The sequence below is a fragment of the Lactobacillus sp. PV037 genome (genome assembly GCF_014522345.1).
Classification (GTDB): domain Bacteria; phylum Bacillota; class Bacilli; order Lactobacillales; family Lactobacillaceae; genus Lactobacillus.
Window position 1 is genome coordinate 1127123 of record NZ_CP041987.1, and the last position, 12951, is coordinate 1140073.

Consider the following 12951-nt stretch of genomic DNA (forward strand, 5'->3'; position numbering starts at 1 on the left):
AAGAAGGTAATAAAAAAGACCACCAAAATTGGTGGCCTCTCTGAACGATGGAGGATACAGGGTTCGAACCTGTGACCTCCTGCTTGTAAGGCAGATGCTCTCCCAGCTGAGCTAATCCTCCGTTCATGACCCGTACGAGATTTGAACTCATGTTACCGCCGTGAAAGGGCGGTGTCTTAACCACTTGACCAACGGGCCGTCATCTTTAACACAATTATTAATTATACTATAATCAATTACAATGTCAATAACTTTTTTATCACTTTTTAAACTGGTGATCTCATTTACCGACAAATAATATAATACAGATCCTGCAAAGAAAAAGCAAGTACTTTTTTAATAAAATAAAAGATCCTTTACTTAAAAGATCCGTTTAACGGAGTGTGAGAGATTCGAACTCTCGATACAGGGAATACCCGTATACATGATTTCCAATCATGCTCCTTCGGCCTCTCGGACAACACTCCATGTATTTAAATGTTACTTAAATATTATAAGTCTTTCTTTATCTATCTGTCAATCAAAAATTTAGTTTTCTTTCTTAAAAAGTTTATACTAATTATGTTAGATTACTAAGAAAAGAGGTAATTATGGAATCTAAAAGATTAAATAGAAAATTATTAATTGCAATTTTGTCAGCTGGTATATTATCTTTTTTGGGGATCTTAGATGAAACTGCTACTACTGTAACTTTTCCAATACTAATTAATGAATTTTCTGTTACAACTGGTCAAGTTCAATGGGTTAATACAATTGTTTTATTAGTTATTGCAGTTATCGTCCCAATAAGTTCTCAAATCAAATTACGTTTTTCTACAAAAAATATTTTTTTAAGTGGAATATTAATTTTTATGATGGGGTTGTTAATTGACATTGTTTCTCCACGTTTTGATTTCCTTTTACTTGGTCGCATCTTCCAAGGGATTGGTACTGGAATCGGCCTTCCCTTAATGTATAACATTATTCTAGAAAAAGTCCCAAAAGCTCATCTTGATTTTATGATGGGAATTGGAACTATGATTACTGCAGCTGCTGTAGCAATTGGGCCAGTGTTTGGAGGAATAATAACTCAAAGGTTAAACTGGAGATGGATATTTATCATCTCATTTATTTTAGGGACCATTGGGCTAATTAGTGGTCTTTTTACTATTCCGCAACTTTCCTTAGCAAGTAAAAAAGTTCATTTCAAAGTTCTTCAATGGGTAACTCTAGGAATAGGGCTAATTCTCTTAATAATCGGATTTACAAATTTTGTAAAAAATTCTTTACTTTCATATAAAGTTAGTAGTTTTATAATTGGGGGTATTATTAGCCTAATAATTTGGGGGAAATTATCTTGGAGGGATAAGAATCCTTTAATTAATCCTAAAATTTTTCAAGACATCACTTTCACTATGCAATTAGTTTGTTATTGTATAGCTAAGATTTCAACTCTAGCATTAGGATTTGCCCTCCCCTTATATATTGAATTGGTCAATTTTGGGAGTTCCTCTATAGCAGGGTGGATTTTATTACCAGGGGCCATCGCCGATGCTATCATGGCAGCTGTAGGAGGAAAAATTTTAGCAAAACGGGGCAATCGGTTACCTATAATAAGTGGAACCTTTGTTAGTTTACTGAGTCTTTCTCTATTATTTCTTTCCACTCCACATCTTACTAATACTCTTATTATTTTTTTATATATCCTTTACTATGGAGGATATGGACTAAGCTTTAGTACCCTAATGACAAGTGGGCTAACAGCGCTAACAAAAAAGGAACAAGCTGAAGGAAATGCTATCTACAATACACTACAACAATTTTCCGGAGCAGTAGGAACAGCATTAGCGGGAAGCTTAATTGCAATAAGTCAAAAAGCTACTTCCCAGTCTCTAGCTAATGGAACAGCCCAGGGGAATAAAAGGATTTTCATCACTTTAATCCTTTTAATCTCTCTGAGCTTAGTGATAGAGTTTTTCTTTATTCCCAAATCGAATAAGTAAAGAGTGAAGATATATTAAAGAAGAGGGAGAATTTATACTAAGTTTAAAAAGATTCTAGACTAGTTCCCTTATAGTTGTATTCAATAAATCTAAAATTTCTTTAGATTTATTGAATATTTTTTATTAGGAGACCACCTTAAGAATAAGGAGAGATTATATTATTGTAGTGCTATCCAAGGATAGGAGCCAAAGCAAGCAGGCAATTAGAAGAAAGTAGATTCCAAAAAACAAAAATAATCCACCTGAAGATGTACTTTCAAGTGGACTAGTGACTAATACAATTTGAACTCCGGCTGTCAGACTCGAACTGACGACAGCCTGATTAACAGTCAGGTGCTCTACCAACTGAGCTAAGCCGGAATAAGTAAAAGAGCACGGCAACTACCTATCCTCGCAGGCAGTTTCCCACCAACTACTTTCGGCGTTAAGAAGCTTAACTTCTGTGTTCGGCATGGGAACAGGTGTTTCCTTCTTGCCATTGCCACCGTACTCTTTCTGAGTTATTACACTCAAAACTGAATATAATCTAAAGCCTAAAACCTAGAGCTTTGGTCAAGTGCTCGACTGATTAGTACTAGTCCGCTTCACTCATCACTGAGCTTACACTCCTAGCCTATCTACCTCATCGTCTTTAAGGTGTCTTACTGCTTTCGCATCGGAAATCTCATCTTGAGGGGGGCTTCGCACTTAGATGCTTTCAGCGCTTATCCCGTCCATACATAGCTACCCAGCGATGCCGAAGGCTCGACAACTGGTACACCAGCGGTATGTCCATCCCGGTCCTCTCGTACTAAGGACAGCTCCTCTCAAATTTCCTACGCCCACGACGGATAGGGACCGAACTGTCTCACGACGTTCTGAACCCAGCTCGCGTGCCGCTTTAATGGGCGAACAGCCCAACCCTTGGGACCGACTTCAGCCCCAGGATGCGACGAGCCGACATCGAGGTGCCAAACCTCCCCGTCGATGTGAACTCTTGGGGGAGATAAGCCTGTTATCCCCAGGGTAGCTTTTATCCGTTGAGTGATGGCCTTTCCATACAGTACCACCAGATCACTAAGCCCGACTTTCGTCCCTGCTCGAGTTGTAGCTCTCGCAGTCAAGCTCCCTTATACCTTTACACTCTGCGAATGATTTCCAACCATTCTGAGGGAACCTTTGGGCGCCTCCGTTACACTTTAGGAGGCGACCGCCCCAGTCAAACTGCCCACCTGACACTGTCCTCGACCGCGCTTAGCGATCTGAGTTAGAGGATCCATCAAACAAGGGTAGTATCCCAACATTGCCTCCGATAAAACTAGCGTCCTATCTTCTCTGGCTCCTACCTATCCTGTACATGTTTAACAAATACTCAATATCAAGCTACAGTAAAGCTCCATGGGGTCTTTCCGTCCTGTCGCGGGTAACCCGCATCTTCACGGGTATTATAATTTCACCGAGTCTCTCGTTGAGACAGTGCCCAAATCATTACACCTTTCGTGCAGGTCGGAACTTACCCGACAAGGAATTTCGCTACCTTAGGACCGTTATAGTTACGGCCGCCGTTTACTGGGGCTTCAATTCAAACCTTCGCTTGCGCTAAGCTTTCCTCTTAACCTTCCAGCACCGGGCAGGTGTCAGCACCTATACGTCATCTTACGATTTTGCAGATACCTGTGTTTTTGATAAACAGTTGTTTGGGCCTCTTCACTGCGGCTGATCTTTTACAATCAGCACCCCTTCTTCCGAAGTTACGGGGTCATTTTGCCGAGTTCCTTAACGAGAGTTCTCTCGCTCACCTGAGGATACTCTCCTCGACTACCTGTGTCGGTTTGCGGTACGGGTAAAACTACTCTGGCTAGAAGCTTTTCTTGGCAGTGTGACATCATGACCTTCGCTACTTAACTTCACTACGCATCACGTCTCAAGCTTTTAAAGACAAGCATTTGACTCATCTTAACTCTTAACGCTTGCACATGGATATCCAACACCATGCGTCATTAGCCTCCTGCGTCCCTCCATTGCTCATAACAAGCAGTTTCAGTACAGGAATTTCTACCTGTTGTCCATCGGCTACGCCTCTCGGCCTTACCTTAGGTCCCGACTTACCCTGGGCGGACGAGCCTGCCCCAGGAAACCTTAGTCTTACGGCGGATAGGATTCTCACCTATCTTTCGCTACTCATACCGGCATTCTCACTTCTAAGCGCTCCATTAGTCCTCTCGATCTAACTTCACCGCACTTAGAACGCTCTCCTACCACACATATAATATATGCATCCACAGTTTCGGTACTATGCTTAGCCCCGGTAAATTTTCGGCGCAGCGTCACTCGACTAGTGAGCTATTACGCACTCTTTAAATGATGGCTGCTTCTAAGCCAACATCCTAGTTGTCTACGCAACTCCACATCCTTTTCCACTTAGCATAGATTTGGGGACCTTAACTGGTGATCTGGGCTGTTTCCCTTTCGACTACGGATCTTATCACTCGCAGTCTGACTCCCGTGCATTGATATCTGGCATTCGAAGTTTATCTGGATTCAGTAACCCATGACGGGCCCCTAGTCCAAACAGCGCTCTACCTCCATTATCATTCACACGAGGCTAGCCCTAAAGCTATTTCGGAGAGAACCAGCTATCTCCAAGTTCGTTTGGAATTTCACCGCTACCCACAACTCATCCCCGCGATTTTTAACTCACGTGGGTTCGGTCCTCCAGTGTGTTTTACCACACCTTCAACCTGGTCATGGGTAGGTCACTTGGTTTCGGGTCTACGTCACATTACTCTTTCGCCCTATTCAGACTCGCTTTCGCTACGGCTCCGTCTTTTCTGACTTAACCTTGCAACATAACGTAACTCGCCGGTTCATTCTACAAAAGGCACGCCATTACACTTTAATGTGCTCTGACTACTTGTAGGCACACGGTTTCAGGTTCTATTTCACTCCCCTCCCGGGGTTCTTTTCACCTTTCCCTCACGGTACTGGTTCACTATCGGTCACTAGTTAGTATTTAGCCTTACGAGATGGTCCTCGCGGATTCAATCGGGATTCCTCGTGTCCCGACCTACTCAGGATCCTGCTAAGTCTTGTCGCAATTTCGCTTACGGGGCTATCACCCTCTCTGGCTTATCTTTCCAGATAATTCTGCTATCACTTCAAGTACTACATCGCAGTCCTTCAACCCCAACTGGCAAGCCAGTTGGTTTGGGCTCTTTCCTGTTCGCTCGCCGCTACTTAGGAAATCGATTTTTCTTTCTCTTCCTGCAGCTACTTAGATGTTTCAGTTCACTGCGTCTTCCTTCGTATAACTATTTATTCATCATACGATAATACCTCTCGGTATTGGGTTCCCCCATTCGGATATCTCCGGATCATCGCTTACTTACTGCTCCCCGAAGCCTTTCGTGGTTCGTCACGTCCTTCATCGGCTTCTAGTGCCAAGGCATTCACCATGCGCCCTTTTCTACTTGACCTATTTCAAGTTTGAGTTTCTCTCTTCTTCTCGGTCGCTCTTCAATCTGTTTCTCTTTCGATTGTCTCGGTTTTTTGCTTTGATTATATTCAGTTTTCAATGTACTAACTCTTGAGAACTTCTTTACTGCCCTCAAAACTAAACAAAAATTCTTCTGTGTGCCTTTTTCTTGTTTGGCTTTCTGACTTCTTTTAGTGTCTTCACACTCTCCATCAGTTGCCCTTCCTTAGAAAGGAGGTGATCCAGCCGCAGGTTCTCCTACGGCTACCTTGTTACGACTTCACCCTAATCATCTGTCCTACCTTAGACGGCTGACTCCTTAAAGGTTATCTCACCGGCTTTGGGTGTTACAGACTCTCATGGTGTGACGGGCGGTGTGTACAAGGCCCGGGAACGTATTCACCGCGGCGTGCTGATCCGCGATTACTAGCGATTCCAGCTTCATGTAGGCGAGTTGCAGCCTACAATCCGAACTGAGAACGGCTTTCAGAGATCCGCTTGCCTTCACAGGTTCGCTTCTCGTTGTACCGTCCATTGTAGCACGTGTGTAGCCCAGGTCATAAGGGGCATGATGACTTGACGTCATCCCCACCTTCCTCCGGTTTGTCACCGGCAGTCTCATTAGAGTGCCCAACTTAATGATGGCAACTAATGACAAGGGTTGCGCTCGTTGCGGGACTTAACCCAACATCTCACGACACGAGCTGACGACAGCCATGCACCACCTGTCTCAATGTCCCCGAAGGGAAAGCCTAATCTCTTAGGTTGTCATTGGATGTCAAGACCTGGTAAGGTTCTTCGCGTTGCTTCGAATTAAACCACATGCTCCACCGCTTGTGCGGGCCCCCGTCAATTCCTTTGAGTTTCAACCTTGCGGTCGTACTCCCCAGGCGGAGTGCTTAATGCGTTAGCTGCAGCACTGAGAGGCGGAAACCTCCCAACACTTAGCACTCATCGTTTACGGCATGGACTACCAGGGTATCTAATCCTGTTCGCTACCCATGCTTTCGAGCCTCAGCGTCAGTTGCAGACCAGAGAGCCGCCTTCGCCACTGGTGTTCTTCCATATATCTACGCATTCCACCGCTACACATGGAGTTCCACTCTCCTCTTCTGCACTCAAGTTTAACAGTTTCTGATGCAGTTCTTCGGTTGAGCCGAAGGCTTTCACATCAGACTTATTAAACCGCCTGCACTCGCTTTACGCCCAATAAATCCGGACAACGCTTGCCACCTACGTATTACCGCGGCTGCTGGCACGTAGTTAGCCGTGACTTTCTAGTTGATTACCGTCGAATAAAGGCCAGTTACTACCTCTATCTTTCTTCACCAACAACAGAGCTTTACGAGCCGAAACCCTTCTTCACTCACGCGGCGTTGCTCCATCAGACTTTCGTCCATTGTGGAAGATTCCCTACTGCTGCCTCCCGTAGGAGTTTGGGCCGTGTCTCAGTCCCAATGTGGCCGATCAGTCTCTCAACTCGGCTATGCATCATTGCCTTGGTAAGCCGTTACCTTACCAACTAGCTAATGCACCGCAGGTCCATCCAAGAGTGATAGAAATCCATCTTTCAAACTCTAGACATGCGTCTAGTGTTGTTATCCGGTATTAGCATCTGTTTCCAGGTGTTATCCCAGTCTCTTGGGCAGGTTACCCACGTGTTACTCACCCGTTCGCCGCTAGCTTGTATCTAGTTTCATGAAATGCAAGCATTTCAATCATCTAGGCAAGCTCGCTCGACTTGCATGTATTAGGCACGCCGCCAGCGTTCGTCCTGAGCCAGGATCAAACTCTCATTTCCTTTTTGAAATGAGCTTTTCTTAGCTCTTAACGTTTTTTTGATTTGTTATCTCAAATTTATTGCTTGCGAATTGACTTCGCTTTGTTTGGGGTTTATTTCCCCCGCACACTTACGAATTTTTGTTCAGTTTTCAAGGTACTAAAGCGTCGATTGACGACTTATCTATTATATCATACTTGCTTTTTACTTGCAAGAGATAATTTTAAAATTCTTTGTCGCCGGTTTGTTATCCCGAAGACATTTTATTATTATACGTTGTTTATTCATCTTTGTCAACATATTTTTTAAATATAATTATAAAAAATCTCACTTTCATGGCTAAACAACTTTACTTTGTCTTTTCCATTTAAGTGAGATTAGTTTTAATTCTTTTCTTTTAATTCTGGCGCATTTGTTTTATATAAATCTTCTGTGGACTTTCCTTTATTTTTATCCAACAAGGTAGTTTTTGCACTCTTTAACTTTTCAAGCGACTTTTCTTTTTTATAATTATAATCTTTTCGATTTATTGCCTTAAAATCTTTAACCTTATAAAACCTCAGCAGATTTCCTGTTATTACCCTGTCTGATAAAGATAATTCACTAGTCACAGTATTTGAGATCAAACCTAATTCTTGTTTTTGCTTTTTAGTTGGATGTTCTATGAGCATCCCTGTTCTTGTATAGTAGTATCTGCCATCTACTTTACTATATGTCGGTGTAATAAAATCTCCATTTCGTTGCGCCACAATTTGCGGTGCATTTTTTGAAAGAAGACTATGTCCAAATTGAATTAGCCCTTTGTCACTTATTCCTAAGAGATTAAATAGTGTTGGCCTAACATCAATTTCTCCCCCATATGTATGATCAATTTTTCCTTTTAGCCCTTTCATATGAAACATTAAAGGTACTCTTTGAAATTGTAAATTATCAAAATCATTAAAGCTACTTTTCCCTAGTAATTGGGCTGAAGCCTTATGATGATTCCCAGAAATTCCATAATGATCACCATAAAACATAATTAATGTGTTTTTCTCTAGACCCGACTTTTTTAAGTAGGTCATTAATTCACCGATAGCCTGGTCTAGATAATGAGCTGTCTGGATATAACCATCCACTGTATTATCACCAGTATCTGTTTTAGAAATAGTTTGATTTTGCTTATCCAAATCATAAGGATAATGATTAGATACAGTAATCATTTTTAAATAAAAGGGTTGCGGTAAACGTTCGATATATTGAACTGATTGTTTAAAAAATAGTTTATCTTTTATACCATAGCCAATGTAATATCCCTTTTTATTTTGATAATACGATAGTGGCATAAAGTAGTCATATCCAAATGATTTATAAGCATTATCTCTGTTCCAAAATGATCCTGCGCCTCCATGCATTACTGCGCTAGTATAACCTGCTTTTTGATCCAAAAGAGCTGGAGTAGCTTGAAAAACATTTGATGTCCCATAACTAGACATTGCAGACCCTGACTGTAATCCAAATAACGAATTTTCTAACATCATTTCAGCATCAGAGGTTTTCCCTTGGCCTACCTGATTAAAAAAGTTATCAAAACTAATAGTATTAGAAGAATGATAAATTTTATTTAAATTAGGTGTTACTTCTTTCCCATGCCATTTATAATCAATTAAAAACTGTTGAAAACTTTCTAAATGAATTACTAATACATTTTTTCCCCTCGCTACACCATAATATTCTGGATTAGGGGGAATGTAGTTTTTCTTTATATAATTTTCAACTGACTTTAAATCATTCTGATTGGCCTTTGCCATTATCGCATTGGTCTGAGCTGTTTTAAATGAATCATACACTGCATAGTTATTAAGTCCCAGATATTTAACAATATAGTTATTGTCAAATGTCCTTGTTAACAATCCAGAACGATCTTGCTGTGCCATAGTTAAATTAATGCCTAACAAGCAAAATGCACAAACTTCAATTAGACCTGCCACTTTTAACTTTAATTTTCTTGGATCAATCTTAAAGACTTTAAAGATAAGCAAGATTATAATTAAAGCCACATCCAAAAAGGCTAAAAAATCTGTTCCCTTGGTTATACCTGCAATACTCTTTCCAAGATTATCGGAACTAGAGCCCGAAGTTTTAATAATTGAGATGGATAAAAAATCAGAAAATTCGCGATAATATAAAATATTCGCAAAAAGCCAAAGAGAAAGCAAAAAATCAATTATAGCCATTATCCAGTAAGATTTTCGTCCTTTGATGAATAGCCCAATTCCTAATAAGATTATGGCTGGTGCCACAGGATTTATCAGTAACAAAAATTGTTGCATTGCTCCCTCAGCACCTAAATTAAATTTTGTTAAATAGATAAGCCAAGTTTTTAGCCAGAACAAAACAACCATGAACGTAAAAAAGCCTAATTTTGTATCTAAAAACCAATCTTTAATTTTTTTAATTTTTTGCATACATAGTCTCAACTTTCTTCTACCTTTTTAGGCTTAATAATCCAACCCACTACTCCTAAAATTAATCCTAAGAAATAAGTGGTAAATCGCCATAAAAACATCCCTAATGTCAATAGTGCATTTGAAGAAATAAAAATTGAGAATAAAGTCTGAAAACTAAACTCAGCTCCACCAGATGCACCTGGAATTGGAACAATTGCCATAAACATTATAATCATGATATTCATCCCGGTAACAGCTAACCACGAAGGATGTAAATTAAGTGCTAGTAAAATAAAGTATGGAATAGAATAAAAACATAGTAATTGTCCAATTGTCAAAATACTAGCAATCAGAAGCTTCTTTTTTTCTCTTTTTAATTTTTGTCCTTCTTGATAAAAAGTTTCTATTTGGTTTAAAGTTGATTGACGCCAATTATTCACTCTTTTCGTCCCAAAAACTTTTTCCAAAATTTTCATAATCCATAGGGTGATTTTTTTTGTCCAGTTATAAGCAAACATAACCGCCAATAAAAACATAATTGAGCTAATATGAATTAGAAATCCAATAAAAATAAATAAAGCCAGTCCACTAAACCTGCCAGCAATCATTTTGAAGCCAAAAGCAATTGTTGAAACATAGGCAAAAAGAACACAAATTTGATAAATTATAAACTTCATCAGCAAAATTGAAGTTGCCCTTGCTCCCTTCATCCCCATTTGCATCATTGCAACTAATTGTGAAGGTTGTCCTCCCGTTGATAACGGAGTAATAGCATTAAAGAGAGCTTGAATCAACGGTATTCTAAAAAAAGCCCAAGTAGAATACTCTTTTTTTCTCTCATATGAAAGAGTAGCCAAAATTCCAGCTTCAAAAACATAGGATAAAATCATAATTGCAAAAACTAGAATTAAGAAAGAAGGATTCAAACTCTTTGCAGCTTGAATTAGGGAATTAATTGGAGTGTTTTTTAACTGAAAATATATCACTCCACCACTAATTATTAAAACTATAATAATTCCAATTAGGTGCTTTTTGTTCATAGTTTTATTTGTCCTAACTTTTTCCCTAATTCATATTGCTCAGTATAAAAATCCTTCCAAATTTCTGCTAAGTGATCTTCAGAATATTGATTACTTGCTTGACGAGAAAGTTCTTTATATTTTGCAAGAATATATGGATTTTTTTTGATTTCTTGCAGCCAGCTATTCAATTCATTAAAATTCCTACCTGGCATATAGTAACCATCAATAATAGACTTATATAATTCCAAATCTCTTAATAAAACTGGAGTATTACAACTAAATGCTTCTAATACTGACATTGGGAAAAGTTCATCAAATGATGGTAGCAAAAATACATCTGCAATATTTAAGTAATTTACTAGTTTTTCTCTTTCCACAATACCTGTAAAGGTAAGATTTTTAGGTGGATTAGCAACTACTTCTTTGAAGTGATTATAGCCATCGGTCATTTTTCCAAAGGAGAAACCACCTGCCCAAATAAATTGAATATCTGGATTCTTTTTTGCTAATTTGACAAAATCATCTACACCCTTACGTTCTTGCACTTGTCCATCCCCAAAAACAACTAATTTATTTAAGGGAATTCCTAAAGAATTTCGAAACGCATTTTTTTCTTCTTGAGTTTGTTCATAGAATTCACTTTTTGAGACAAAATTAGGAATATATTTTACCTTTTGCGGATCAATCCCATGCTGAGCTAACTTTCCAATAAACATCGGATTAACTACTACAATTTGATCCATGCGATCATAAAAATCAATTATATATCTATTCAAAATTCCTTGAGCAAATCCAGGAAGTTTTATAGATCCTTCTAAGGTTTCAGGTAAAAAATGTACATATCCTATCTTTCGACCACGACTTTTAGAAAAACTATTGGCAAAATAGGTTGGATTAATTGTATGGTAATGCGTGAGATCACTGGTTCCATAGCGATTAACCGTGACATAAAAGTCATCAACGAGTTTCTTTCTCAAGAGTCGGATTAATTCTTTATACGCTGACCCCACGCCTTGACCTTGAACGCTATCAGCTTGAGAAAACATATTAATTCTAATCATCTAATACCTCAGTTGTGTTTAGTTTATCTATTGCTTCTTGATAGAAGTTCACGACATTTTTTGCAAAAGTTTCAGCAGATACTTCTTTTAGCTTTTCTTTTAATAGATCTTTAGAAATTACAAGTGGTACCTTATTTAAATAGTTGTCTATCAATTCTGCCATTTGTTTTTGAGAAGTGAAAACTGCCCCTAATTCTTTATGGTTAAATATTTGTTCAGTATATTCAGTCGCATAAACAATACTTGGTGTTCCTGCTGCCATTGCTTCTATATAAGTTAATCCTTGAGTTTCGGTATCACTTGCTGAAACAAAAAGATCAGCCATCGCATAATAATTTCCCACATCACTATGCTCCACACTTCCAATAAAAAGTACATATTCCTCTAAGTGCATCTCTTCAACTTTATTTTTTAAATTTTTGAGATCCGGTCCATCGCCCGCAATTACAAGCTTTACAGTGGGATGCTTCTTAATTAATTCTGGAAGGACTGCTAATAAATTACCTATTTTCTTTTCAGGAGCTACTCTACTCAAAGTTAATAATACTTTATCACTCTCTTTTAATCCTAAATCTTTTCTTACATCTCTTCGAGGGGTCTCATTAATTCCTTTAAGATCCACTCCCGTCGGAATTATCTTCAAAGGTATCTTTACCCCATATTCTCTTAAAGTATCTTTTACACGGATGCTTGGAGCAATAACACCTTCCATATTATGAAGGTATGCTCGGCAAAATTGCTTTACATGATATGGTTTTAATAAATGACCATTTAAAATGTAATGTAAGTAGTCTTGATACATTGTATGATAAGTGTGAATAGCAGGGATTTTAAGATTATGGGCAACATATTTACCAATAGCACCCATCGAAAATTCAGTTTGGGTGTGAACGACATCCAATTTTACTTCTTTAGCTATTTTGGTAGCTTGAAATAATCCCCTAAATGCAATTCTTCGATCTGTAAAAGAAATGAAAGGTACACTACTTAAACGAAAGACATTTGGCTCAACTGTCCCTTTAGGCAAATGAGGATCGGTAGTAGTAAAAATAAATACAGAATGACCTTGAGCTTCTAATGCATTTTTTAAAGTTTGAATTGAAGTCGCTACTCCAGATATTTGGGGAAAATAAGTATCTGTAAATAGACCAATGTTCATAAAGCTACCTCCATATTTCTTCTTTATATTATAAAGTTTAAAGAGAAAGATTACAACGAGAATC

Annotated in this window: 5 protein-coding genes, 4 tRNA genes and 3 rRNA genes; 1 reads left to right on the plus strand and 11 read right to left on the minus strand. The window is 38.8% G+C overall.

Annotated features, from left to right (window positions below; translation table 11 throughout):
* Window positions 1–48: 48 nt before the first annotated feature.
* From FP435_RS06005 to FP435_RS06015, 3 genes are all read right to left on the minus strand, one after another.
* Window positions 49–121 (minus strand) — tRNA-Val (locus FP435_RS06005).
* A 5-nt stretch (window positions 122–126) separates the two neighbouring features.
* A tRNA-Glu gene (locus tag FP435_RS06010) sits at window positions 127–198 on the minus strand.
* A 179-nt stretch (window positions 199–377) separates the two neighbouring features.
* A tRNA-Ser gene (locus tag FP435_RS06015) sits at window positions 378–467 on the minus strand.
* A gap of 123 nt (window positions 468–590) precedes the next feature.
* On the opposite strand from FP435_RS06015, the gene FP435_RS06020 reads away from it, so the two are divergent.
* The gene (locus FP435_RS06020; protein ID WP_265483314.1) at window positions 591–1982 is read left to right on the plus strand and encodes an MFS transporter; all 1392 of its coding nucleotides are present in this window, start codon (window positions 591–593) and stop codon (window positions 1980–1982) included.
* 287 nt (window positions 1983–2269) lie between these two features.
* Here FP435_RS06020 and FP435_RS06025 read toward each other — a convergent pair.
* From FP435_RS06025 to FP435_RS06060, 8 genes are all read right to left on the minus strand, one after another.
* Window positions 2270–2342: transfer RNA gene (locus tag FP435_RS06025), tRNA-Asn, on the minus strand.
* A gap of 12 nt (window positions 2343–2354) precedes the next feature.
* Window positions 2355–2471 (minus strand): 5S ribosomal RNA (gene rrf / locus FP435_RS06030).
* 59 nt (window positions 2472–2530) lie between these two features.
* Window positions 2531–5437 (minus strand): 23S ribosomal RNA (locus tag FP435_RS06035).
* Window positions 5438–5666: 229 nt separating this feature from the next.
* Window positions 5667–7237, minus strand: a 16S ribosomal RNA gene (locus FP435_RS06040).
* Together the 16S, 23S and 5S rRNA genes with 1 tRNA gene alongside form the textbook arrangement of a ribosomal RNA operon.
* Window positions 7238–7599: 362 nt before the next feature.
* Window positions 7600–9663: an LTA synthase family protein gene (locus tag FP435_RS06045; RefSeq protein ID WP_265483316.1), complete on the minus strand. Its 2064-nt coding sequence runs from the start codon at window positions 9661–9663 to the stop codon at window positions 7600–7602.
* 8 nt (window positions 9664–9671) lie between these two features.
* Window positions 9672–10685: a lysylphosphatidylglycerol synthase transmembrane domain-containing protein gene (locus FP435_RS06050; RefSeq protein ID WP_265483318.1), complete on the minus strand. Its 1014-nt coding sequence runs from the start codon at window positions 10683–10685 to the stop codon at window positions 9672–9674.
* Window positions 10682–11728: a glycosyltransferase family 4 protein gene (locus FP435_RS06055; protein ID WP_265483319.1), complete on the minus strand. Its 1047-nt coding sequence runs from the start codon at window positions 11726–11728 to the stop codon at window positions 10682–10684. Before FP435_RS06055 ends, FP435_RS06050 begins: the two co-directional genes overlap by 4 nt.
* Complete coding sequence (locus FP435_RS06060) at window positions 11721–12887, minus strand: glycosyltransferase family 4 protein (RefSeq protein WP_265483320.1); 1167 nt, start codon at window positions 12885–12887, stop codon at window positions 11721–11723. Before FP435_RS06060 ends, FP435_RS06055 begins: the two co-directional genes overlap by 8 nt.
* Between the last annotated feature and the right edge of the window lie 64 nt (window positions 12888–12951).